Below are 23,415 nucleotides of genomic sequence, written 5' to 3' on the forward strand. Positions count from 1 at the left end.
GCGATTCCTCCTCCGGGACCTCGATAAAGTACACGCGGAGGTCAAGATTATGGCATGGACCCACAATCTCCTGAAAGTAGCTGGCATTTACCAACTGCCTTCAGGGCGCTCACTACAAAAAAAGACGAAGAAAAGAAAGGCTTTTTCTCCGTCTGTTTTTAGGAACTTATGGGACAGTTCTCTTTTTATTGAACGGTTTCTTCTCGTATCGCTTTTTTATCTTCTGTTTTCTTGATGATGAAAATACTCGCTTCATAAAGACCTGCCATTGGAATCAACACTAGCAACTGACTCAAAAAATCCGGTGGAGTGATCAAAGCTGAAACAATGGCCAATACTAGATAAGACCATTTTCGGACCTTTTTCATTGAAACGGAAGTTAATATGCCAATGGATGATAAAAATAAAGCGATAATCGGCATCTCAAACAGTAAACCTAACGGAACGGTTGTCATAATCAAAAAGTGAATGTATTCATTTGCTGAAATCATGACATCGAAATTCGCCATCCCTAAACCAATCAAAAATTGAAAACTGAGCGGATTGACGATAAAGTAACCAAATGCCAGTCCCAAAACAAACAGTAAAAACATGACTGGAGAGTAAAGACCTAGAAAACGAGCCTCTTTTTCTTCAAGTCCTGGTTTAACAAATTGCCAGATAAAATGAATTAGAAATGGTAAAGACAATCCTAAAGCTAATGTTGCGGATATTGACGTGTAAAATTTAATAACTTCCAAAGGCCCTAAAATAACCAAATTATTTCCCTTAACAATATAAGGAAACCAAAAATTTAACGTTGAGAAAACAACTAGTAGGAAGAACAAGAAAACAATCACACTTTTAATAAGTTGCTTTCTCAATTCTCCTAGATGGTCAACTAAATTCTCCACTCGCATTTCCGGTTCTTCCGTGGGCTCTTCTGGCTTTTGAACAGGAGATTCCGTCACCTTTTCCGAAGTCTCCTCCGCAGGGTTTTCTAACTGTTCTGCTTTTTTATGCAGTGGACTTGTTAATTTTTTGTCTCCATACGGATCCATCTAACCACCTTCATAGTTTCTCAGATTTTTTTAAGTCTTTATCCTCGACCTTTTCTTTTTTGACGGTTTCTTCGTCATCGTCATCCATTAAGCCTTTTGTTGAACGCTTGAATTCAGAAAATGTTTTCCCGACTGCTCCACCGATTTCGGGCAATTTTTTTGGTCCAAATATAATTAAAACAATGACTAAAATAATGATTAAGCCCGGCACGCCAATTGAAGCTAATCCTCCCATGTTGTTCTTCCTCCTTTATTAGACAAGTGATCCGCCTTCGCGGCTATAACGAATAATACCTTCTGCACAACGGTAAGCCAGTGCTCCGACAGTTCCTGTTGGATTGTAGCCGCCATTATGAGCAAAATTCCCAGCTCCTATAACAAATAAATTTTCTGCATCCCAGTGTTGCAAGAAGTTATTGACTACACTCGTAGCAGGATCTGCGCCCATTATCGTTCCACCCGTATTATGAGTAGTCTGATACGGCACGATGTCATAATCTGTAATCTCTCCACTTGCAGCAACTGTTTTCGCACCCATTTCTTTCACAATTCCAGCTGCTTTTTCCGTAATATAGCTGTGAAGTGCACGGTCTTGGTCTGTAAAGTTATATGTCAGTTGCAATAATGGAACGCCGTAAATATCCTTATACGTATCATCAAGTCCTAAGAAGTTCTCTTTGTGTGGCATCGAAGCTCCTTGGCCACCAACACTTAAGGTTCTTGTAAAGTTCTCTATTGATGCTTTTTTAAATTCTGCGCCCCACGACGGGGTTCCTGGAGGTGTCGGGTTAGATAGAATTGGCCGAGATCCAGTTTGAGTTGAAGACAAGCTCGCACCGTGAATAAAATCAAGATCTCCATGGTCAAAGGTGTCGCCATTAAAATCATCTATCGTCATGCCAAGAGCTCCTGCGCCCATAAATGTATTCATTTGTTCGTCAAAAAATCCTGTAGCACCCGGAAGAATTTGATATGCATAATTTTTACCTAAAGATCCTTGACCTGTTTCCGGATCGTATTGCTGACCGATGTTTGAAACCATTAACAATTTGGCATTATTCATGACGTAACTGGTCAGAACAACAACATTTGCAGGCTGTATAAATTCTTCGAACGTGACCGTGTCGTAGTATCTTACGCCCGTTACCTTGTCTCCTTCTTTCATCACTTCGACAACGTTTGAATTGAATCTGACATCATAATTACCCGTTTCTTTAGCTGTTGGCACGACGGTTATCTCCGGTGAAGTTTTAGCCCCGTACTCACAGCCAAAGCGCTCACAAAATCCACAATATTGACAAGCGTTGATTTTCTGCCCATCTGGATTTTCGTAAGCTTCTGATAAGTTAGCAGAAGGCATCATAAACGGTGAATAACCTAAATTAGTTGCCGCTTTTTCAAAACGTTGCAAAATGGGTGTTTTTTTCATGGGTGGCGTTGGAAAGTCACTTGATCGCTTGCCCCAAAACGGGTTTTTATCTTCTCCTGAAAGACCAATTGTTTTTTCAAAACGGTCAAAATAAGGCTCTAACTCATCATAAGTGATTCCCCAATCTTGAATGGTGTAATCAGCCGATAGTTTATTCGCGCCGTATTTTTTATCTGTCATGGTTTTTATTTCAAAATCATACGGAAGAAAACGCCAGGTTTGACCATTCCAATGCGTTCCTGCCCCGCCTAATCCTTCACCGAGTAAAAATGATCCTAATTGGCGCATTGGCAATGCGCGTTGCTTACGATTATTTCGAAACGTCAGTGTCTCCTTCGACAGATCCTGCATCAACTCATAGCGGACAGCGTAACGGTATTCATCGTGGACCATACTAAAATCCGCAGTGCCACGCTCACGACCACGTTCTAGTCCCACCACTTTCAATCCTTCTTTTGAACATTCAGCAGCAATAATACCACCTGTCCACCCGACTCCTACGGTTACTACATCAACGCCTTCTAAAGTTGTCACCATATCGATTCCCCCTTTTCAGTTAATGATTCATGCCAAGAGATTTCGGTTTGATTTCTACAAAATCTTCACTTTCGATGTCTTTAATATAAGCAAGCTGATGTCCCGGAAAGCCTTTCATTTGCCAGCCATCCATATTGGCATTTCCACCATAAATCGGATCAGCATAAGCTCCCTCTAAAGTTGCTTGTCTCAATAACCGGAAAAAGAACTGAGATTCAACACCCCTCATTTTAATTTCATTTTCTTGGAAAGCTGTTAAAATTTCATCCATTTGTTCGCCTTCTAAATCAACAAATTTAGTTTTAAACCGACTGTCGGCTTCTTCTTGCATTAATTGAATGCCTTGCATAAACATCTCATTTCGCTTTAATCGACTTTGATAACCTTGTGTAGGCTCCCCTTGCGCAAATGGCGCCTGCATGTATTCTTTCGAATTTTCACCGTAGCTACCTGCTAGTTGATTATCAATAAAATAAGGCACAGCTAAACCAATTGCACCCGGTCCTAAATCATCTTCAGGAAAAATTCGCTCCGTAGCTTGAGACAAAACTTCAAAATCTGCCATACTTTTAAAAAACGTTAACCCTCTAATGCTACTAGAAGCTTCTTTCGTTCCACCTGAACTGCTAGAAGAATCTGTCGCATTATCTTGCTTGTTTGTATTCGCGCCAATTAATCCACCAATAATCCCTCCGCCAATTAAAGCACCTGTTGCAATACCTGAAGTTTTTAGAAAATCTCGCCGTGAAAAATTCTTATCTTTTTCCGCCATTTCACAAACCTCCTTTTATTTTAATATTCTGAATACAATTACTATACTCCTTTAATACCGTTTTTTGCAACCAGACTAGTAAAAATCAATTTTTTTACATAAAAAAGACCAAAAAAAGAAGCCAAGGGAGTGGACACCTCGGCTTTGTAGCATAGTAATGTTTAGTTTAATACTTTAATAGTAATGTTTTTACGTCCCCAGTTTAGGGCTTCGCCTTGCGTTGGGATAAAGACATCAATTTTATTGCCTTTGATTGCGCCACCAGTATCTCCAGCGATCGCTTCTCCATATCCTTCTACCCATACTTTAGAGCCCAGTGGAATAACTGAAGGATCTACTGCGATTACTTTTTGGTTTGGATTTGCACGAAGATCAATTCCTGTTGCAGTCGTACCTGAGCATCCTGCGCAATAAGCTGTATAAGCTGTTGCAGAAACTGTCATTGTTTTACCAGCTTGCGTTGAAGCTTGTGTTGGTGCTTTTTCAGCAGGTGCACTTGCTGGCGTTGGTGCTGGTGCAGTAGACTTTGCTGGTGCAGATGCTGTTTTAGCAGGTGCTTTTTCAGCTACGGCAGTCCCGCCTTTAACTGTCAACGTATCACCTGGGTAAATCATATAGCCTGAAATACCATTCCAGCTCGTTAAGCTATCTAATGAAATTCCGTGTGCACTCGCGATTTCGAATAATGTATCGCCTGATTTTACTGTATATGTCGAGCTATCTGTTTTTGGTGTTGCTGCCTGCCCATCAATTTCAAGTTCTTGACTTGGCAAGATCAAATCTGAAGATAGATTATTCCATCCCTTTAAGCTTTCTACCGATACGTTCTTATCTTGTGAAATTCCCCAGAGTGTATCCCCTGATTGAACTGTATATGACGATGAAGCGCTAGCTGTAGTAGCTGCTCCCACACTTAACACTGCAATAGCAGTTAGTGTAACGATATGTTTTTTCATAAATTGAAATTCCTCCTTTTCACTAACAGGAATGATCATAACACCTCGACATGTCAAGAACATGACAGAACGACAGATAGAATATCACAATTTCATGACACAGATCCAGACTTTATTACAAACTGTAATAAAACTAAGGGATTTCTTAGACTTATTAACAAAAAAATTCTACAGCGTTTATTCCATTGAAATTAGGGAAACTTAAAAAGTTATTTAACGAAACTTAAAGGAGAGAGCTACTTGAAAAATGTTACGGTTGTTTTTTGGACTTCATTATTAATTTGTTTAGGATTGGTTGTTTGGGGGTTGTCTTCACCTGACAGTTTCAAGTCACAAACAGGGGAATGGACTGTTGCGATTTCAAATACATTCGGCTGGTACTACCTTCTGACGGTTTTTCTAATTTTAGCTTTTTGTATTTATTTAATTTTTTCTAAGTTTTCAACGTTAAAGTTGGGGAAACCTGAAGACAAACCTGAATTCTCTCTCGTTTCTTGGTTTTCAATGTTGTTTAGTGCAGGAATGGGTATGGGGTTAGTTTTCTGGACTACAGCCGAGCCAATTTCGCACGCCTTCATTAGCGCTCCAAAATCTGAGCTCGGATCTAACGAAGCAATCCAAGAAGCAATGCAATTCTCATTTTTTCATTGGGGTCTGCATGCATGGGCAATTTACGGAATCGTCGCATTGGTTTTGGCTTATTTCAAATTCCATAACGATGCACCTGGGTTGATCAGCGCGACGTTAATTCCTTTGTTCGGTGAAAAACTAATGGCTGGACCACTTGGTAAAATGATTGATGTGTTGGCCGTCTTTGCAACTGTTATCGGTGTAGCTTCAACACTTGGATTCGGATCTGCTCAAATCAATGAAGGAATTTCGTTTCTTTTTGGTACCCCCAATACATTTACATTCCAAGTGTTGATTCTTGCGGTGGCTACGGTTCTTTTCATCGCTTCTGCTTGGTCCGGTATTGGGCGTGGCATTAAATATTTGAGCAATATTAATATGATTTTGGCGTTTGTTCTGCTTCTTCTGTTATTGATTGTTGGACCTACACTTTATATCTTCAATTCGTTCTCTGATGCTATTGGCGGTTATTTAACAAACTTCTTTTCCATGAGCTTTAATCTCGAGCCAGTTAATGAGGAACGTCGTACTTGGGTTAATGCCTGGACCGTATTTTACTGGGCTTGGTGGATTTCATGGGCACCGTTTGTCGGTATTTTTATCGCTCGTATTTCGCGTGGGCGCACAGTTAAGGAGTTTATGCTAGGTGTTTTACTAGTACCTTCACTCGTTTGTTTCATCTTTTTCGCAGTATTTGGCGTTTCTGCATTGAATTTAGAACAAAACAATATTGCCAAAATTTCTGAGTATAGTTTAGAAACAGCCACTTTTGGTGTATTGCACTATTATCCACTTGGAACTTTACTATCCATTATTACATTGGTTGTTATCGCCATCTTTTTTATCACTTCTGCCGATTCAGCTACATTTGTTCTCGGCATGCAAACGACCGGTGGCATGTTGAATCCGCCAAACTTGGTGAAGATTACGTGGGGCTTAATTCAATCAGCAGTTGCCGCAATCGTTATTTATACCGGCGGCACACAAGGTCTTCAAAACGCATTAATCATTGCGGCATTGCCTTTTTCAGTCGTTATTATTTTAATGGGCATTTCATTTTTAAAGGCTGCTTCATATGACCCCCTCGTAAAAAACAAAAAAAGGCAATAAAAGATCCGGCACCTTTAAAAGGTACCGGATCTTTTCTCTTTTATTTGAAAACGCTCGTACTATGCAATGGTTGAACTTTCGATTTTGGATCCAAATAAGACTTAGCGTTGTTGATGGCTGTCGGTGCTTCGCCGAAACCTACCGCGATTAATTTCACTTTGCCATCGTACGTGGCGATGTCACCTGCCGCATAAATACCCGGAATACTTGTTTCCATCTTAGAATTAACGATGACGGAGTTTTTATCCATCTCAAGACCCCATTCTTTAATGGCACCTAGAGAAGTGATATTACCGTAGTTACAAATTACATGATCGACTTCAAGGCGTTCTTCGTTGCCCTCTTTATCAATCAGTATAAGCTCACGGACCTGGCCATTTTCACCGACCAACTCTTTGACACCAAATGGCTTTTTCACCTCTACTTTTGATGCCATTAAGACATCAATGTTTGCTTCGTGTGCAGTCATTTTCTCTCTGCGGTGGCTTAGCGTTACATGCGATGCGACGTTTTCAAGCATCATCGACCAGTCGACTGCTGAATCGCCTCCGCCTAGAACCACTACTTTTTTATCGCTGAAGACCGTTAAATCTTTTACGCCGTAATGCAGCGATTTCCCTTCGAACGCTTCGCATCCTTCAACTGCAAGTTTGCGAGGTTGGAATGCTCCAACGCCAGCAGTCAATAAAATTACTTTTGTGTAATGGAGACCTTTGTCTGTTTGAATCACAAAATGATCACCATGACGTTCAGCAGCTGTTACCGATTCCTCTAAACAAATTTCAGGATCTCCGTATTTTGCTTGTTGAACTAAATTATCCACTAAATCTTTTGCTAATATTTTGGGAAATCCACCAATATCGTAAATGAATTTATCCGGATATAGTTCAGTCAGCTGACCACCAAGCTGTGGCAAACTGTCGATGATTTTCACTTTCATTTTGCGCATACCGCCGTAAAAGGAAGCAAACAAGCCCGTTGGCCCGCCGCCGATAATCGTTATATCAAAAACTTCGCGTTCTTCCATTTATAACACTCCTAATCTACTCAATACCTATATCCTATCATATTTACCCCCATTTCACGCCATTGGACTTATGACGGAAATTAAAAAAAGAAAAGTTTGAATACTCTGTATTCCACCCATAAACTGGAGGGTAGATACAGATAAAAGGATGAATGCAACGGACTTAGGACTTAACAAAAAGTAGTTGTCGTTATGAAAGGTTTAGGTAAAGCAACAGCATTGGGATTTGCTTGTCATAGAAGGCGGTTCATTAAAAGCCTTATAATGTGGCAAATGATTATACAGCCACCCAAAAAATCGATATACTGGGAAATGAACCAATTATAAAGGAGATGTTTACACATGGCGAAAAAAGGACACATCCACATGGAAAACGGCGAAATCATCGAATTCGAACTTTTCCCGAACGAAGCACCCAACACGGTTAAAAACTTTGAGGACCTTGCAAACTCAGGTTTCTACAATGACGTAACATTCCACCGCGTAATTCCTGGCTTTGTAAGCCAAGGCGGCGACCCAACTGGTACTGGTGCTGGCGGCAGCGGCAAAACAATCAAATGTGAAACTCAAGGCAACCCACGTAAGCACCAAGCAGGAAGCCTTTCAATGGCACATGCTGGTAAAGACACAGGTTCAAGCCAATTCTTTATCGTTCACGCACCACAACCGCATCTTGACGGCGTTCACACTGTTTTCGGCCAAGTGACTTCAGGACTTGAAACGGCTAAAGCAATGAGTAATGGCGACAAAATGACAAAAGTTCACGTTTTTGACGAAGAATAAAAGCGATTGAACGCAAACCGGTCTGGATTCCAATCCAGACCGGTTTTTGTTTGGGCATTTCACATTGTTTTATTCCATATTTTTCAAATACTGTCGAGTTTGTTGTAAATACTGTCGGAATGGAATGAAATACTGTCCGATTTGAGCAAATACTGTCCAATTCGCACCAAATACTGTCCAAACGCTAAAATCCATAAAAAAATACGCCCAGAGGCGCATTTCTCTACAATACTTTACTCAAAAACGCTTTTGTCCGCTCATGTTGTGGATTGCCGAACAATTCTTTCGGTACGTTTTCTTCAACAATATAACCTCCGTCAATAAACAACACGCGGTCACCCATTTCAGCGGCGAACCCCATTTCATGTGTCACAACGACCATGGTCATCCCTTCGCGCGCTAGTTGCTTCATAACATCTAGCACATCGCCTACCATCTCCGGGTCGAGTGCTGAAGTTGGTTCATCAAACAACATGATTTTCGGATCCATTGCCAGTGCGCGAGCAATTGCCACACGCTGCTTTTGACCGCCGGAAAGTTCGCCTGGATACGCCTTCGCTTTTTCACGAAGTCCAACTTTGTCTAACAATTCATAGGCCTTTTTCTCAGCGGATTTTCTGTCCCCTTTTTTTACTTTCATCGGTGCTAGAATGACGTTTTCCAAAACCGATTTGTGAGGAAACAGATTAAATTGCTGAAACACCATTCCGACGTCTTGACGAATTTTATTGATATCTACTTTCGGATCTGTAATATCCGTTTCTTCGATATAAACATGACCACCTGTAATTTCCTCTAGTCGGTTTAAGCAGCGAAGAAAGGTGCTTTTTCCCGAACCAGAAGGACCAATGACACAAATAACTTCTTTTTCTTCTACAACTGTACTCATATCTTTTATAACTTCCAGCTTGCCGAATGATTTTTTTAAGTTTTCTACTCGTATCATAGTCATCGTAAAACAAACTTCCTTTCTACATAGCTCGCCAGCATGGAGAGCAAGTATATGATGACGAAGTATATAATTCCTAGGATTAAGTACACATTAAACGCATCAAATGTGGCGCTGGCCTGAATACGTCCTTCTTGCGTCAAATCTGCCACCCCAATGACCGATAGCAAAGACGTATCTTTCAATGAAATAATCGCTTGGTTCGTGATCGTTGGCAGCATTCGTCTGAAAGCTTGAGGCAAAATGATATAGCGCATATTTTGCGTTGAATTCAATCCAAGTGACCGCGCAGCTTCTGTCTGTCCTTTATCAATCGACTGAATACCTGCACGAATGATTTCTGAGAAGTAAGCACCTGCATTAATCGCTACCGTTACAATACCAGCAGTCGTATTATCCAAAGAAATAAAAGCTAAAGAGTTCAAACCGAAATAGATAAAGAATAACTGGACAATAAATGGTGTTCCGCGAATCGCATCAACAAAAATTTTCGCAATCCAATTCAAAATTTTCAACGGCGCCAGTCTAAACAACGCAACAATTAAACCGATTAAAAATCCAAGGACAATGGCAATCGCAAATATATATAACGTTACTTTCAGACCTTCCATTAAATACGGAAAGGCATTAACAATCGTATCCATTTTCACATCTCCTTTGAATAAAAAAATGCAGCGCGCTTATGCGCGCTACATTTATTTTTTATTCTGCAATATACTTCGCTAAAATTTCATCGTATTTACCGCTATCACGCAACTCTTGAAGACCTGCATTGATTTGCTCAAGAACTTCTGCATTTTCCCCTTTTAATACAGCAATTCCGTACTGATCTCCAGTTAAACGATCTCCTACTGTTTCTAAAGCAAGTCCACTTTCAGCAATTGCATAAGCAATAACTGGGTAATCTTCTAGCAATACTGCTGCATTGCCGTTTGAAACTTCTTGGAACATAGATGGGCTATCTTCGAACTGTGCTACTGTGTAGCCATATTTTGCTTCGTTATCGCGAGCAAACTGAGCACCAGTTGTTCCACTCTTAACAGCAACTGTTTTGCCTTCTAAATCGTCTAACGATGTAATTTCATTATTACCTTCTGCGACAACAAGAGACAATCCTGCATCAAAGTAAGGGTCCGAAAAATCGACTACTGCTTTACGCTCATCTGTAATACTCATACCAGCAATCGCCACGTCCAATTGATCTGCTTGCAATGCAGGAATAATCCCACCAAAGTCCATAGGGCTGAATTCAATTTCAAAACCTTGGTTTTCAGCAATTGCTGTAATCAAATCGATATCGATTCCTGTATATTCTCCGTCCACTTCAAATTCGAATGGCGGATAAGTTGTGTCGATTCCTACTGTGTATTTTTCTGCTTTACTGCTCCCGTCATCACTTGTCGCATCTTCTTCAGCTTCATCCGATCCACAGGCAGCAATGACGAACATCATTGCTAGCAATAGTACTAAAAGACTCCATTTCTTCATTTTAAATCCCCCTTTTTTCAATTTTCAATCCTTCTGAACATTAATATATCACAATTTTCTTAATTTCAGAACCTTTGATAGAAAATAACTAACATTTAGCAAAAATAAAGGGACTAAATGACCTCTTTGTTCACAACTTTCCTTTTTTTCCACAAACGGTTAAATAGTCGGAAGTTATGAACGAGCGTTTTCACTACTGCATATGTCGGAATAGCAATCAAAATGCCAATAAATCCATACAAAGCGCCGGCAATCATTAGCAACAAGATAATTGTCAACGGATGAATGTTTAATCGGTTGCTCATAATATTGGGTGTCACCAAATTCCCTTCGAGCTGCTGTACGACTAGTAAAACCAAAATCACCTTTACCGCCATCCATATATCGCCACTCATTAAAGCGACAAACAGGGCAGGAATAATCCCAATCAGCGGACCTAAAAACGGAACGATAATTAAGAACATCGCAAAAATTGCTAAACTAAGGGCATAATCCAATCCAATAATTAAATAGCCGATATACATGAAAGTCCCAACAACCGCAGCAACAATCGCTTGACCGACAATAAATGCAGAAAGGGTCCGATCAACATCCTTCAATAGTTTTTCGCCTTCCGGCTTATGTTCCTCAGGCAAATACTTTGTCAAATGCGGAATAAACTTTTCGTCATCTTTTAATAGAAAGAACAGAACAAAAGGGACAACGATTAGCACAATCGCAACATTCATGACTGTCGTTAAAATAGTCATGACATTATTTAATAAGCTTTCTGAAAGGTTTTCCAAAAAGTTCAAAGCTCCCGCTTTTATCTCCGGGCCTGTAACTCCACCTAATTTAAAATCAGCCAGTAAATCATTCGATTCCTCGGTTACTTCTTCAACTTTTGAAGGCGCTAAGTTCGCCAAACTTTCGACTTGATTGGTGATGACAGGACCGAAGAAATAAAGCAAGGTAGATAAAGTTAAAATAATGATTGCAAAGACGATTCCAATTCCTATAATTTTAGATACATAACGCATCAGTCCCTTCACAAATGGACGCAGTAGGTAATAAAGAAGTCCACCGATTAAAATAGGAGCAAAAATAGTTGCGACGATGATTTGCAATGGCTCAAAAATATAATCGATCTTTCCTAAAAAGAACAAAGTAATGGCAACGAGCAAGATTGCCGTTGTGTATTCAAAAAACGGTTTTTTAATCCACAAAATTTTCCCCACCTCTCTTTTATCCAAAGAATTTCCGACACAGAAAAGCGAAAGCAAAAAGAACTTTTGCTTTCGCTCGTGGTCATCTTTTTAGTTGTCTTCTTCAAGCTCTCGCATTTCTTTATGAGTTTGTGGAAATGCATTGGCTTGCCATTCATCCCGGTAAGCTGAATCTAACTGAGACAAGCCCTTCTCAGCGGAGTCATCTAGAGCATCTACACTTTCGCGTTCGTCAATTTCTGAACTATTGTACATATCTATATCCGGTTCTACACGCACGGCATTTCTTTCTTGGTATGCGCGGTAGACAAAAATTCCAGAGGCTGCTGCAAGTGCGCTGCCAATAAGTGTGTTTATTGTCGATTTCTTCATCCATAATTCCCCCATAAAAATACATATATTTTCTCACTTCCTTTTATATACCCGTTATCTGCTTTCTAAACTAACTAAACAGAACTTAGCTCGCTGTAAATTTTCTCTCACAACGGAATTCCGCCTAGAACTACCGCCTCGTTTTTTGTATTTATCTTTGAACACAAGCACTTTAGTTACATAAGCGTAGCTGGTTAAATTAATCTTAATTTATTATTTTATATAACAATTATTTGTTACTTTTATCTTTATGATGTGGTAAAATAAGATCAAATAGGGAGGGATCAATATGAAGACTTTGTTGTCTTTAATTGCTGCTGTCATCCTGATGTTCAGTTCGTTTTTGTCTCCCGCCAAAGCGATTGTTTTGTTTGACGATGTGTATGCCAGCCACCCGTTCGCTTTTGAAATTGCTTACTTGTACGAAGAAGGAATCATCAACGGTTACCGTGATGGCACCTTCCGACCAAACGATCCTGTTACACGGGCCCACGCTGTCGCGATGATTGGACGTGCCTTAAATTTAGACGACACTTCCCGCTCGACCGGCTTTAGAGATGTATCTGCCAATAATCGGTTCTCAGGTTATATCGCTTCGGCCGTTGAAGAGGGAATCGTTTTCGGTTTCCCGAACAATTATTTCCGCCCAAACTGGACCGTCACTCGTGCCCAAACGGTTGCAATGCTTGACAGAGCCTTCTATTTCCCAGAAGCTCCGGCTAATACGTTTAAAGACATGAGTGCAAATCATTTTGCATTTGATGCCGTATCAAGACTTGCCCACCAAGGTGTTGCACGTGGCTATTCGAATAATACGTTCCGCCCCGATGTTCCAGTAACGCGCGCTCAATTTTCTGCATTTCTGGCACGCGCGATCGAGCCGTCTTTTATTCCTGAAAAACAGGAATTGCTTATGACAGCTAACGACATTTTGGCAGATCTGAAAGCCAAAAAATTTAGTGACGTGGCAACTTATGTGAGTTCAACAGACGGATTAACTTTCTGTCCTTACAGCGGTGGCTGCATCGATAGTGGTGGCGTCACTTTTACCAAATCCCAGTTACCTAACTTTATGAAAAACTCCACTAATTATCTATGGGGTTATCAAGATGGTAGCGGATTTGAAATCAAGTTGACACCAGCTAAGTATTACAGTGCGTACTTGATGAATGCGACCTACACCGCTAAAGAGCGATATGGGCAGACCATCCAACCAACTACACACGAGTTTATTCATCAGCTGTATCCTCAAGCAACGATTGTCGAATACTATTACCCAGGTACAGACCGGTATGGACAAATGGATTGGCAAAGCCTGAATATGGTATTTGAAAAGAACAGTAGTGGTGATTGGCAGTTAATAGCGATTGTCAACGATCGCTGGACAATCTAATTGCACCTAATAAGCAAAAAAATGCTCGGCGACTTTATGTCCCGAGCATTTTTTCATTTTCGCTGACTTGTTCTAGCAGTTTGATTAGGGCCACTTGAAATTTCTCATTATCTTCAGGCTGACGTTTTTTCGGTCCTTTCATTCTGCCTCCACTTTGTCGAATTTTTTTGGCGACATGACGGCCGTGGAGCAGCTGTTCAATATTTTCATCTGAATAAACACGGCCATTTTGATCGATTGGAATTCCGCGTTTGGCAAGTACCATTGCCGCAAGTCCATAATCTTGAGTGACGACAATATCCCCTTTTTTAACACGATTTACGAGAACAAAGTCCACAGCATCCGCTCCTTTTGACACGGTAATTGTCTCTGCTCCTTCTCGATGCATTTCATGGGAAGTGTCGCAAATCAAAACAACAGGCAAGCGAAATTTTTTAGCCAAATCGATGGTCTGCCCAACAACCGGACATCCGTCTGCATCAATAAGAATGTTGACCATTATTTTTCCACCCTTTCCACCATCTCGTCTACCAGTTTTTCAGCCGCTCTTCGGTAAAGATTGCTGGTGTGTACGAGTGACGCAATTAGCAGTACGCGCTCCAATTCTTCGGAGTCTTTAACTTCTACAACTTGATCGGCAGCTTCTTGTGTTTGGTGTTTTAAGGCATCCGCAAAAACCTCTGTGTTGCTTTGCTGAAGGGCTAAATAACTGCGATAAAATGCCTCTAAATCTAATTCTTTTTGTTCTGCCTTTTCATTAATTCCAGTTAACACTTGCTTAACGTCATTGATCGACAAAGCGCTTTTCATTTGATAAATCAAGCTAATCAACATAATGTGATCGCGGCTGTATTTTTTGTTGTGAACCGGATAAAATAATTTTCCTTTAGCATAATTGTTAATCATCGTTTTGGTTAAGATTTTCTCATCGGAACGGCGCTTAGAATCAACAAAACTCGATTCAAACAATTGAATGACCTGATCGATATACAGGTCAATCTTTGGGATATCTTCTGGCAAAATCTGATTATGGAAAACCATCTCTCCGATGACATCAGTCGTTTTTCTCATACATCGCACGCTCCCTACAGGTATTTATATTGGATATCTTACCTTATTATTAGAGTTTCTCCAAACTTGACTCCCCCTAATAATGCGAGTATCGTTATAAGTAGTTTCAATAACTACATAGAGCGAGGAGCTATTCCATATGTCCGTATATATCCGAGAACCGTTTAACGCCTTATCCCATTTAGCAGGAGCTATTTTATCATTAGTTGCACTTTTGGCAATGGTTATTAAAACTGCTTATGCCAATGAACCTGTTTTGCACGTAGTAGCTGTTTCTATTTTCGGCATTAGCTTAATTTTGTTGTATACAGCTTCTACCATTTATCATTCAGCTCTATCACAGCCTTATATTATTGCGTTTTTGCGAAAACTCGATCACTCGATGATTTTTGCTTTAATTGCAGGTTCCTACGCACCCTTTTGTTTAATCGCTCTTGGCGGAACACTTGGCTGGACCTTATTTTCACTTGTCACTATTTTAGGGCTCAGCGGAATTTTCTTTAAAATGGTTTGGTTTCATTCTCCGAGATGGCTCTCCACGGCGATTTACATCGCCATGGGCTGGATCATCATTTTCGCTGTCGTTCCCTTGGCAGACAGCCTTTCTTTAACCGGATTGCTTTTGCTTGTTGCCGGTGGTGTTTCTTATACAGTCGGTGGTGTTATTTACGCAATAAAACCCAATTTTCTATCGTCTAAATACTTAGGTTTTCACGAGATTTTCCATCTTTTTATTCTCTTCGGCAGCCTTTGTCATTTCTTGTCTGTTTATTTTTACGTATTGTAAAATGCAACAACTAAAACCAACCTAAAAACAGATGGAGAAAAAAAGACTCTTTTTCTCCATCTGTTTTATTTTAAAGTATTATAGACAGCTGATTTTTTAGTTTTCTGCTTTTGTTGTTTCGATTCAATCCACATATAGTAAAAAACAACGACGATTACAAAAAGACCGAGCATTAAGTAGAGATTTGAATACCCTGCAATTCCTGCGATTAATCCGAGCAGTACAGATCCAACTGCGATTCCGCTATCATAAAAAGCAAAGAACGTTCCTGTTGCATATCCGCTACGGTGTTTATCTGCAGCTTGGATGGCTAAACTTTGGAAACTTGGAAGCAAGGTTCCGTATCCAAGACCGATGAGCGCCCCTGATAGTAACAACATCCAAGAACTCTCCGTAAAACTTAGTGAAATGAGTCCTATTCCGAAGATGATGATAGATGGGATAATGACAACTTTTGGTCCACTGGTGTCGAATAGCCGCCCGGAAATCGGACGAACAATTAACATTGAAATTGCGTAAACAACAAAGAAAAAACTGGCAGCTTTGAGAAGTCCAAGTGATTCAGCATAAATCGAAATAAATGTGATGATGCTCGCATACGCAAACGAAATTAAAAATCCAACTGTCGCAATGGGTACCGTTTTTTTCTCTAAAAAATCATCTATCGATAGCTTAGATTTTTCTTGTTTTGCGAACGGTGTTTCATCCACTTTAACGACTACTGCACAAAAGAACCCGATAACCATAATTACTGCTAACGTGGTGAAAACTGTTTGTGCTGATGCATATTGCTGTAAAGTCAACGCAATAAAAGGACCAACCACAACAGCAAGATTCATAGCGATACCGTAATAACCTAACCCTTCACCACGCCGCTCTGGCGGAATAATGTCTGCAGCGATTGCCCCTGCTACAGTGGTCAGTAAGCTAAACCAAATGCCATGAAAAAAGCGGAGCCACAAAAGCACAGTAAAGCTACCAACAAATATATACAGCACCGTACTCACAGCAAAAAAGAAAAGCGAAATCATCAAGATTCGTTTTTTTCCGAATTTCTCTAAAATCATGCCCGCAAAAAAGCGCATGACAATTGCAGATAGTAAGAATACAGTTACTGCTAGTCCTCCGTCTGTTGCTGTACCCCCTAAATCATTTAATACATACAGCGGTGTATAGGTGAGTAGTGCATAAAAAACGACAAATATAAAAAATGTGCTTACAGAAATGTTAATAAAGCTTCTCGTCCAAATTGGTCGTTTTTCACTCATTGTTTACATCCTTTTCACCAGAATTATTCGTTCCTATTTTTTTCAACAGAAGAATTAGCTGGTCTTGTTCTTTATCGGAAAGACCCGAAACTAAAGTTTTCTCGGTTTGCCCGATTCGTTCTGCTATTTCTGACATCTTTTGTTCAGCAAAAGGTGAAAGTTGAACAATTCGCTCGCGCTTGTCTTTGCCTTCTCTCCTCAATATCCATCCACTTTCTTCTAAACGTACAATCGTCCTCGTAACAGTCGGTGCTTCAACATTTAAGTATTGCCAAATTTCTTTTTGCGTCATTGAACCAAACTGTTTAAGGCAAAACAAGATAGACCACTGCGAGCTATATAATTCAAATTCTCTCAACGTATCATTTACTTCTTTAACCGATAAACGAGCTTTTTGATGAATTTCATGGAACAGTAATTTTCTCATCATTTTCATCCCCTAAACTACTTACTTAGGTAAGTATATGCTCTTTCTATATATTAGTAAAGAAAAAGCATTTCGCTAAACGAACAAAAAAGCCGTCTTCAAAAGAAAACGGCTTTTTGCTTCTATTAAATTAAAAATCCATGTTTTTTCGCGTCGAACAATAATTCTTCTCGAAACTTAGGATGAGCAATTGCCGCTAAGCGCCTTGCCCGCTCTGAGATGGAAACACCATGCAGACGAGCTACCCCATACTCTGTAACAATATGATCTACATCATTTTTTCCCGTAGTGACAACCGATCCGGGAGCAAGTTGTAGCTTAATACGTGATAATGTATCGTCTTTCGCAGTCGATGGCATGCAAATATACCCCTTACCATTTTCAGCAAATCGAACGCCGCGAGCAAAATCTACTTGGCCACCACTTGACGAGTAATACTTGCCGCCTACCGTTTCAGACGCACACTGACCGAACAAATCCACTTCTGTTGTCGAGTTTATCGATACAATATTTTTTTCTTTAGCAATTTCTCTAGGATCATTAACAACACTTACCGGCAAAAATTCAACTGCTGGATTATTATCGATAAAATCATATAAATTTTTAGAACCAAAAGCAAAAGTAGCTACAATTTTTCCTGAATTCGTAAATTTCCGTGTTCCATCTACCGCACCCGCAGCTACCAGCTTTGCTACACCATCTGGTAGCATTTCTGTGTGAATTCCCAAGTGTCGATGATCTTTTAGCATACTAATAACAGCATTAGGAACAGACCCGATTCCGATTTGCAAAGTATCCCCATCTTGAATATCTTGAATGATGGAAGATGCAATCAACAAATCTTTATCGCTTACTTCCATCACTTTTTCTTCTGAAAGAGCTGCATGATGCTCTACATAGCCTGCGATTTGGCTGACGTGAATTTGGTTGCGACCAAATGTACGCGGCATTTGATCGTTCACTTCTAAGATAAACGGCACTTTACCAATAAACTCAGCAATGTAATCGGCCTGAGTTCCTAATGTAAAATAGCCGTGTTCATCCATTGGTGAAGCAACTGTTAAAATCATCGACATTTTAGTGGTTTTCCGAAGCAAACGCGGCACTTCATGGAAGTTGTTTGGAACAAGTTCCATTTTTGCCTGCTGGTAGACTTTTCGTGTAGCACCACTCAAAAAATACGAAACATGCCGCAATTGCTCGATGTCACCTTGGATGTACGAACGTGAACGCAATGCCAACATTTGATGGATTCTTACCCCATCCAATTGCTCTGCATTTTCCTCTAATATATCTAGTAAGCGAATTGGCTCTCCATTAGCAATTGGAACGATCAAATCTGCTTTGGAATCGATTAAATCGATAACTTCTTGTGGCATTAATTTTTTTCCCATTACGCAACCCCCTGTACTTCCCCTCATAACGCTCTAGCTTTACTATACGTCATCACGGCTCTATTTTTCTTCAAAATTTCTATACCAGTGTACTTGCTGCACACATAAAAAACCGTCAGTTTTTCTGACGGTTTTTCAAGGCAAAACCGATGCCAGCCAAGCCAAATAATGCCATTAATGCCCACAAAATCACCAGAGTAATGGACCCTATTCCATCAGACCCTTGCACCACAGCAAATAACTGCAATGCAAAGAAAGCCAGACTGATTAAAGTAATTGCTCCAAAATAAACCATTCGCGCTTTAAAACTAAAGTTTTTCATATTGTAAACCCCTTTGGTTTCACTATTTTACACATTACGCTCTTATCTCTAGCATTCACTTTTTTGGAGTGTACTAAACGCTCGAATCCTTCGTAACCGATCTTATTTGATAAGAAATTTTGTGCGGCTATGCCCTTCTTTTGATTTTTTGACTTCCAGTATAGCCGGAATCGCAGCTTTCAGTTCTTGAACATGTGAGATAACACCAATCATTCGTCCTGATTTTTGCAAGTCAATCAAGGTTTCAATTGATTTATTAAGCGATTCTTCATCGAGTGAACCAAAGCCTTCGTCGATAAACATTGTGTCAATTGAGACATTGCCTTGGAAACTTTGAATGACGTCCGCCATTCCGAGTGCTAAACATAATGAGGCGTTGAATTTTTCCCCACCCGACATGGTTTTCACATCACGCGTCTGTCCCGTGTAAGCATCGTAAACGTCTAGACCCAATCCACTTTGTTTGCCACGGGATTCTTGACGGTCACTGCGAATCAAATGAAATTGACCATTGGATAAATTTTTCAGCCGTTCGTTGGCCGACAAGATAATTTGCTCCAAATATTCGATTTGCAAATAACGTTCAAATGAAATCTTTAAGCCGTTCTGTCCGCGAATCATGTCATGCAAATCAGCAATTCGATTCAAATTCTGTTCGGCTACAAGTGCACTTTCAATCACCCCATGAATACGCTCGATTAACTCTGACCCAATTTTTTCGAAATCGCGTGATCGATTGCGTTCTGCAAGTGCTTGCTCGTACGCATCTTTCAGTTCAACCAACTCTTCCTGCGCTTGACTCAAATCTTTGAAACTCTGAGTCGCAAGCTTTTCGTTAAGCTCGTTCACTTGTTGCGATAAAGTATGACGGGTTTGATTGAATTCAAGAATCTCTTTTTTCAATGTTGTAAATGCGGTGTCTGATATTTTTGCCTGCTGATACGCTGCTTCCGAATCAAAGGATGATTTCGTTAAAGCTTCCGTAAACTGTTGTTGCGCTTTCTCTCTTTTTTGCGCTATTTCTTCTGCTACGTCTTTAGCGTGGTTGACGGAGACCAACGTACTAGCTAGCTTTTCTTTCGACTTTTGGAACTGCTCTTGAGCGCTAGTCCAGCTTTGTTCCAACTGCTGCTTGCGTGAAGAAACTTGCTGCAACTGCTGTTTCAAAACAGAGAGCTCTCGTAAATTTTCTGGAACCGCAGCCAGTTCGTTTTCAAAAACAGCTTTAGCTGCAAAATAAGAAGATTGCTTTTTCTGCACCTCTTCAACCAATCCACGGTTATTCCGCTCCAGTTCTTCTATTTTACGGGAACAATTAGCCAGTTGTTCTTTCCACTTCCGCACATCTAGTTTGGCGGCCTGCTGCTCTGTCATTTGCTCTGTTAACTGACGCTTTGTTTGTTCTAGCTGACGCGACTGCTCTTCAGCCTGCTGGGCATTCAGATTTACGTTTGTGAGTTCTATCTGTTTATTTTCCAGTTGCTCTTGCAAAGTAAACAATTTTGCTGATCCATTGCGGTATTCCGTATCCACTAAGTCAAAATCGAATTTTGCCCTCTCCACTTGTTCTTTGGATACAGGTTGTTCTTCTGTTTTCAAGTCCATACCCGGATGGTCTAAACTTCCACAAACAGGACAAGCCTCTCCGTCATGCAATTGAGCAGCTAAAATATGCGCTTGATTGGTAAACCATCGCGATTCTAGTTGGCGGTAAGAAAGCTCTACTTGTTCAAAGTCTGTCTTTTTCGCTTCTTGAACAACTTGCTGCTGCTTTTTTTGCTGTTTCAGTAAAATGAACTCAGCCGTTAACTTAGCCTTCTCCGTGACTGCCATTAGCTGTTGCTGCGTTTCATCAGCTGTTTCCAGAGAAACTTCTAATTTAGTAATTTTTTCATCTAAGTCTTGCTTTTCGTTTTTCTGAACAGTGAACTCTTTTTCAGCGTGCTTTAAATGGAGTTCTGACTGCTGTAATTCTTTCTCAAGGCTGACTAGGTTTCCTTTTTTCTTTTCTAGCTCTTGAATGGCCGGCCATAGTTTTTCCAAATCACTAATTTGCTCACGTAGCTTGTCCCGTTCACCTTGAAGTTCTTGTTGTGCAATAAACTGCTTTTCAGCAGAAAGCTTTGTTTGTTGTGCCTGTTCTTGCTGGCTGATTGAATCTACTAACTCTACTTTTTTCTTCGTTTCATCAGCACTTAATTCATGAAACAAGTTTTCAATGCCTGCAATATAACTGGCACGTTCGGCCGATTGTAAAGTTGCTTCTTTTTCTGTATATTCTGCTTGCTGCTGTTGCAGCCGCTCAAGCTGTACTTTTTTCGTATTCAGTTCTTCAAAGCGATCATTCCACATTTTTGCCTCGTGGTAAGCATTCATTTTGTCACCATGCTGTTTATAGACACTTTGATAATGCTGTTCATCCGCATTGATTTTTTCTTTATAAAAGCTAGTTTCTTTCTCCAGTCCTGACAACACTTGATGAACATTCTTGTGTTCTCGATTTAATACGTCGAACAGTTCAGAATCTCGTTTTGGCAATGACGACGTGATGCGTTGGAGATGGATATTCAAGTCATGTTGCTCCCGTTCGAAAACTTTAACAGCGGCATCTTTTTTTTGTTTGAGCCGTTCACTGATCAATTTATATGGCTCTGTCTTGAATATTTTACGTAAAATCTCTTCTTTATTATCTGTTTCAGAAGTTAGTAATTTACGAAATTCACCTTGTGGCAACATAACAATTTGACTAAATTGATTTTGTGTCAGTCCAATAATTTCCTCAACACGTCGATTTATTTCCGAAACAATTTGCCGCTCAACACAAGGCTTTTCAACTCCGTCAATGCGTTCAAAGAATTCATAACGTTCGCCCGTTGCGCTTTTATTGCCTTTTTTCACGTGACCCATTTGACGCAAAATACGATAGATTTTGCCGTGTATTTCAAATTCCATTTCAATACAAGTGTGGGTCGTGTCATCTGCAAAATCACTTCTTAATATGCGTGACTCGCTGCGGTCCGAACCACTAGCAGAACCGTATAAAGCAAAACAAATGCCATCAAAAATGGTCGTCTTGCCTGAACCTGTGCTACCTGAAATGACGAATAGCTGATTGCCCTGCAAATCAGCAAAATCAATTTCTTCTGTATTTTTATAAGGACCGAATGCCGTCATTTTTAGCTTTAAAGGTCTCATGACTTCACCTCTTCTATTTTGGCAGGTTCTTCATGCAGAAACTCTTGCAATACCTCTTTAAAAATATCAATCGTTTCAGCTTTCGCTTTTTCGCCTTTTACTTCCTCGTAAAAATTATGGAACAAAGACAATGAATCCATCTTTCGGCGCGATTCTGTATCACTTTGTAACAGACTCCCAGAAAAATTCTTTCGTTCCACATGCATAGCATTCGGATACACGGAACGTACTTTTTCCATCGGAAATAATACAGGCGCTTCGTCCAATAAAGTCACGAAAACAAAATCCTCGCTCATTTCATGGTGCAAAATTTCATCAATAGTGCCTTCAACCGTACGCATATCACGTCTTGGATTAAATAACCGCTTAGCTACTGACACTTCGCCTTGTCCATCCAGTTCAACAACATGGAAACCTTTTTTATGATGCTCTTCTGAAATCGAATATTTTAAAGGGGATCCTGAATAACGAATGGTGTCATTCAGCACATAATGTGCTTTATGAAGATGACCAAGCGCTGTGTAATGGAATCCTTCAAAATGGCTTGCATCTACATGCTCCGCCCCGCCAATTGATAGCGGCCGTTCAGAGTCACTGGTGTTTTCTTCTTGTTCACCATGAGGCGTCACAAATGCATGCCCCACAAACACATGCCGAGCTTGCGAATCGTATGTAGCTTTAATATTTTCTGTAATAGCCTTCATCGCGTCATTATGCGTACGGATGGTGTCATCTTCAAACTCGTAGCGGACCATAGAGGGATCTGCATAAGGCACTAAATGAAAATGAACTTCTCCAAACTGGTCGTTCAAGACAGTGGCTTGATGATTTTTGTGGACATGGCCAGCGAGATGAATTTCGTTCATCTTCATCAATCGGCTACCAAAATTCAATCTTCCTGGACTGTCATGGTTGCCGCCTACTGCCAAAACCGGTGTCTTTAGTTCCAACACAATTTCCGCCAGTAGTTCATCTAGTAAATTAACAGCATCAGTTGGCGGAACCGCACGATCATAAAGATCTCCCGCAATAATAATAGCGTCTGGTTGCTCTTTTTTTATAGCATCTATGAATTGCTCCAGCACAAACTGCTGTTCTTCTGTCATGTAAATTCCTTGCACTAACTTTCCTAAATGCCAATCGGCAGTGTGAAAAAACTTCATCAAATTACCCCTTTCTCGTTTCACAAAAGAATATATGTTCGTTCTATTATACACGATACTACCTACTTGTTTTAACTGTGCCGATGTTTTATAATAA

23 protein-coding genes are annotated in these 23,415 nt (G+C 40.2%); 4 read left to right on the forward strand and 19 right to left on the reverse strand.

What is annotated here, in order from left to right; genetic code table 11:
* Positions 1–185 precede the first annotated feature (185 nt).
* From tatC to FQ085_RS09170, 5 genes are all read right to left on the reverse strand, one after another.
* On the reverse strand, positions 186–1,040 hold the full coding sequence (gene tatC, locus FQ085_RS09150; RefSeq protein ID WP_149456432.1) for a twin-arginine translocase subunit TatC: 855 nt from the start codon (positions 1,038–1,040) through the stop codon (positions 186–188).
* A 10-nt stretch (positions 1,041–1,050) separates the two neighbouring features.
* Positions 1,051–1,275: a twin-arginine translocase TatA/TatE family subunit gene (tatA, locus tag FQ085_RS09155; RefSeq protein ID WP_058386499.1), complete on the reverse strand. Its 225-nt coding sequence runs from the start codon at positions 1,273–1,275 to the stop codon at positions 1,051–1,053.
* 18 nt (positions 1,276–1,293) lie between these two features.
* On the reverse strand, positions 1,294–3,006 hold the full coding sequence (locus FQ085_RS09160; protein ID WP_149456433.1) for a GMC family oxidoreductase: 1,713 nt from the start codon (positions 3,004–3,006) through the stop codon (positions 1,294–1,296).
* A gap of 19 nt (positions 3,007–3,025) precedes the next feature.
* Positions 3,026–3,778 (reverse strand): gluconate 2-dehydrogenase subunit 3 family protein, encoded by a 753-nt coding sequence (locus FQ085_RS09165; RefSeq protein WP_058386501.1) that lies wholly within the window; start codon positions 3,776–3,778, stop codon positions 3,026–3,028.
* A gap of 161 nt (positions 3,779–3,939) precedes the next feature.
* A complete protein-coding gene (locus FQ085_RS09170; RefSeq protein ID WP_058386502.1) occupies positions 3,940–4,734 on the reverse strand; it encodes a LysM peptidoglycan-binding domain-containing protein in 795 nt (264 codons plus the stop codon).
* Between the two features lie 240 nt (positions 4,735–4,974).
* Here FQ085_RS09170 and FQ085_RS09175 point away from each other — a divergent pair, with 240 nt between their 5' ends.
* Positions 4,975–6,474 (forward strand): BCCT family transporter, encoded by a 1,500-nt coding sequence (locus FQ085_RS09175; RefSeq protein ID WP_058386503.1) that lies wholly within the window; start codon positions 4,975–4,977, stop codon positions 6,472–6,474.
* A gap of 40 nt (positions 6,475–6,514) precedes the next feature.
* Here FQ085_RS09175 and FQ085_RS09180 read toward each other — a convergent pair whose 3' ends face one another.
* The gene (locus FQ085_RS09180) at positions 6,515–7,501 is read right to left on the reverse strand and encodes an NAD(P)/FAD-dependent oxidoreductase (RefSeq protein ID WP_058386504.1); all 987 of its coding nucleotides are present in this window, start codon (positions 7,499–7,501) and stop codon (positions 6,515–6,517) included.
* Between the two features lie 342 nt (positions 7,502–7,843).
* On the opposite strand from FQ085_RS09180, the gene FQ085_RS09185 reads away from it, so the two are divergent.
* Positions 7,844–8,284, forward strand: a complete 441-nt coding sequence (locus FQ085_RS09185; protein ID WP_058386505.1) for a peptidylprolyl isomerase — start codon at positions 7,844–7,846, stop codon at positions 8,282–8,284.
* A 223-nt stretch (positions 8,285–8,507) separates the two neighbouring features.
* Here FQ085_RS09185 and FQ085_RS09190 read toward each other — a convergent pair whose 3' ends face one another.
* From FQ085_RS09190 to FQ085_RS09210, 5 genes are all read right to left on the reverse strand, one after another.
* Positions 8,508–9,236 (reverse strand): amino acid ABC transporter ATP-binding protein, encoded by a 729-nt coding sequence (locus FQ085_RS09190; protein WP_058386506.1) that lies wholly within the window; start codon positions 9,234–9,236, stop codon positions 8,508–8,510.
* Positions 9,233–9,877, reverse strand: coding sequence for an amino acid ABC transporter permease (locus FQ085_RS09195; RefSeq protein WP_058386507.1), 645 nt, complete (start codon positions 9,875–9,877; stop codon positions 9,233–9,235). Before FQ085_RS09195 ends, FQ085_RS09190 begins: the two co-directional genes overlap by 4 nt.
* A gap of 58 nt (positions 9,878–9,935) precedes the next feature.
* Entirely contained in the window at positions 9,936–10,721 is a 786-nt protein-coding gene (locus FQ085_RS09200; protein WP_058386508.1) for a transporter substrate-binding domain-containing protein, read from the reverse strand.
* A 113-nt stretch (positions 10,722–10,834) separates the two neighbouring features.
* Positions 10,835–11,926, reverse strand: coding sequence for an AI-2E family transporter (locus tag FQ085_RS09205; RefSeq protein WP_058386509.1), 1,092 nt, complete (start codon positions 11,924–11,926; stop codon positions 10,835–10,837).
* Between the two features lie 90 nt (positions 11,927–12,016).
* Positions 12,017–12,298, reverse strand: coding sequence for a hypothetical protein (locus tag FQ085_RS09210; RefSeq protein ID WP_058386510.1), 282 nt, complete (start codon positions 12,296–12,298; stop codon positions 12,017–12,019).
* 289 nt (positions 12,299–12,587) lie between these two features.
* Here FQ085_RS09210 and FQ085_RS09215 point away from each other — a divergent pair, with 289 nt between their 5' ends.
* Positions 12,588–13,691, forward strand: coding sequence for an S-layer homology domain-containing protein (locus FQ085_RS09215; protein ID WP_058386511.1), 1,104 nt, complete (start codon positions 12,588–12,590; stop codon positions 13,689–13,691).
* 34 nt (positions 13,692–13,725) lie between these two features.
* Here the strand turns inward: FQ085_RS09215 and FQ085_RS09220 are convergent, their stop codons facing one another.
* Both FQ085_RS09220 and FQ085_RS09225 read right to left on the reverse strand, forming a co-directional pair.
* Positions 13,726–14,190 carry a YaiI/YqxD family protein gene (locus tag FQ085_RS09220; RefSeq protein ID WP_058386512.1) on the reverse strand — a complete coding sequence of 155 codons (465 nt, stop codon included), beginning with the start codon at positions 14,188–14,190 and terminating at the stop codon, positions 13,726–13,728.
* The gene (locus FQ085_RS09225) at positions 14,190–14,762 is read right to left on the reverse strand and encodes a DUF1836 domain-containing protein (protein WP_058386513.1); all 573 of its coding nucleotides are present in this window, start codon (positions 14,760–14,762) and stop codon (positions 14,190–14,192) included. The genes FQ085_RS09220 and FQ085_RS09225 overlap by 1 nt, the downstream gene beginning before the upstream one ends.
* A 139-nt stretch (positions 14,763–14,901) precedes the next feature.
* On the opposite strand from FQ085_RS09225, the gene trhA reads away from it, so the two are divergent.
* Positions 14,902–15,549, forward strand: coding sequence for a PAQR family membrane homeostasis protein TrhA (gene trhA, locus FQ085_RS09230; RefSeq protein WP_058386514.1), 648 nt, complete (start codon positions 14,902–14,904; stop codon positions 15,547–15,549).
* A gap of 65 nt (positions 15,550–15,614) precedes the next feature.
* On the opposite strand, the gene FQ085_RS09235 is transcribed toward trhA, so the two are convergent.
* The 6 genes from FQ085_RS09235 to FQ085_RS09260 all read right to left on the reverse strand — a co-directional run bounded on the left by FQ085_RS09235 (position 15,615) and on the right by FQ085_RS09260 (position 23,318).
* Positions 15,615–16,817: an MFS transporter gene (locus tag FQ085_RS09235; RefSeq protein ID WP_058386515.1), complete on the reverse strand. Its 1,203-nt coding sequence runs from the start codon at positions 16,815–16,817 to the stop codon at positions 15,615–15,617.
* Entirely contained in the window at positions 16,810–17,253 is a 444-nt protein-coding gene (locus FQ085_RS09240) for a MarR family winged helix-turn-helix transcriptional regulator (protein ID WP_237150188.1), read from the reverse strand. Before FQ085_RS09240 ends, FQ085_RS09235 begins: the two co-directional genes overlap by 8 nt.
* A gap of 116 nt (positions 17,254–17,369) precedes the next feature.
* Positions 17,370–18,638: an acetyl-CoA hydrolase/transferase family protein gene (locus FQ085_RS09245; protein WP_058386517.1), complete on the reverse strand. Its 1,269-nt coding sequence runs from the start codon at positions 18,636–18,638 to the stop codon at positions 17,370–17,372.
* A gap of 115 nt (positions 18,639–18,753) precedes the next feature.
* A complete protein-coding gene (locus FQ085_RS09250) occupies positions 18,754–18,960 on the reverse strand; it encodes a hypothetical protein (RefSeq protein WP_058386518.1) in 207 nt (68 codons plus the stop codon).
* A gap of 102 nt (positions 18,961–19,062) precedes the next feature.
* The gene (locus tag FQ085_RS09255) at positions 19,063–22,155 is read right to left on the reverse strand and encodes an SbcC/MukB-like Walker B domain-containing protein (protein ID WP_149456434.1); all 3,093 of its coding nucleotides are present in this window, start codon (positions 22,153–22,155) and stop codon (positions 19,063–19,065) included.
* Entirely contained in the window at positions 22,152–23,318 is a 1,167-nt protein-coding gene (locus FQ085_RS09260) for an exonuclease SbcCD subunit D (RefSeq protein WP_149456435.1), read from the reverse strand. The genes FQ085_RS09255 and FQ085_RS09260 overlap by 4 nt, the downstream gene beginning before the upstream one ends.
* Positions 23,319–23,415 lie beyond the last annotated feature (97 nt).

Source organism: Planococcus sp. ANT_H30, from assembly GCF_008369335.1.
GTDB lineage: Bacteria > Bacillota > Bacilli > Bacillales_A > Planococcaceae > Planococcus > Planococcus kocurii.

Excerpts from the sequence above, each read along its gene's own strand:
- FQ085_RS09260 (WP_149456435.1), bottom strand. The coding sequence starts at position 23,318 with ATGAAGTTTTTTCACACTGCCGATTGGCATTTAGGAAAGTTAGTGCAA.
- FQ085_RS09190 (WP_058386506.1), bottom strand. The coding sequence starts at position 9,236 with ATGACTATGATACGAGTAGAAAACTTAAAAAAATCATTCGGCAAGCTG.
- FQ085_RS09170 (WP_058386502.1), bottom strand. The coding sequence starts at position 4,734 with ATGAAAAAACATATCGTTACACTAACTGCTATTGCAGTGTTAAGTGTG.
- FQ085_RS09235 (WP_058386515.1), bottom strand. The coding sequence starts at position 16,817 with ATGAGTGAAAAACGACCAATTTGGACGAGAAGCTTTATTAACATTTCT.
- FQ085_RS09215 (WP_058386511.1), top strand. The coding sequence starts at position 12,588 with ATGAAGACTTTGTTGTCTTTAATTGCTGCTGTCATCCTGATGTTCAGT.
- tatA (WP_058386499.1), bottom strand. The coding sequence starts at position 1,275 with ATGGGAGGATTAGCTTCAATTGGCGTGCCGGGCTTAATCATTATTTTA.
- FQ085_RS09195 (WP_058386507.1), bottom strand. The coding sequence starts at position 9,877 with ATGGATACGATTGTTAATGCCTTTCCGTATTTAATGGAAGGTCTGAAA.
- FQ085_RS09210 (WP_058386510.1), bottom strand. The coding sequence starts at position 12,298 with ATGAAGAAATCGACAATAAACACACTTATTGGCAGCGCACTTGCAGCA.
- tatC (WP_149456432.1), bottom strand. The coding sequence starts at position 1,040 with ATGGATCCGTATGGAGACAAAAAATTAACAAGTCCACTGCATAAAAAA.
- FQ085_RS09200 (WP_058386508.1), bottom strand. The coding sequence starts at position 10,721 with ATGAAGAAATGGAGTCTTTTAGTACTATTGCTAGCAATGATGTTCGTC.
- FQ085_RS09240 (WP_237150188.1), bottom strand. The coding sequence starts at position 17,253 with ATGAAAATGATGAGAAAATTACTGTTCCATGAAATTCATCAAAAAGCT.
- FQ085_RS09255 (WP_149456434.1), bottom strand. The coding sequence starts at position 22,155 with ATGAGACCTTTAAAGCTAAAAATGACGGCATTCGGTCCTTATAAAAAT.
- FQ085_RS09220 (WP_058386512.1), bottom strand. The coding sequence starts at position 14,190 with ATGGTCAACATTCTTATTGATGCAGACGGATGTCCGGTTGTTGGGCAG.
- FQ085_RS09225 (WP_058386513.1), bottom strand. The coding sequence starts at position 14,762 with ATGAGAAAAACGACTGATGTCATCGGAGAGATGGTTTTCCATAATCAG.
- FQ085_RS09160 (WP_149456433.1), bottom strand. The coding sequence starts at position 3,006 with ATGGTGACAACTTTAGAAGGCGTTGATGTAGTAACCGTAGGAGTCGGG.
- trhA (WP_058386514.1), top strand. The coding sequence starts at position 14,902 with ATGTCCGTATATATCCGAGAACCGTTTAACGCCTTATCCCATTTAGCA.
- FQ085_RS09245 (WP_058386517.1), bottom strand. The coding sequence starts at position 18,638 with ATGGGAAAAAAATTAATGCCACAAGAAGTTATCGATTTAATCGATTCC.
- FQ085_RS09185 (WP_058386505.1), top strand. The coding sequence starts at position 7,844 with ATGGCGAAAAAAGGACACATCCACATGGAAAACGGCGAAATCATCGAA.
- FQ085_RS09165 (WP_058386501.1), bottom strand. The coding sequence starts at position 3,778 with ATGGCGGAAAAAGATAAGAATTTTTCACGGCGAGATTTTCTAAAAACT.
- FQ085_RS09180 (WP_058386504.1), bottom strand. The coding sequence starts at position 7,501 with ATGGAAGAACGCGAAGTTTTTGATATAACGATTATCGGCGGCGGGCCA.
- FQ085_RS09250 (WP_058386518.1), bottom strand. The coding sequence starts at position 18,960 with ATGAAAAACTTTAGTTTTAAAGCGCGAATGGTTTATTTTGGAGCAATT.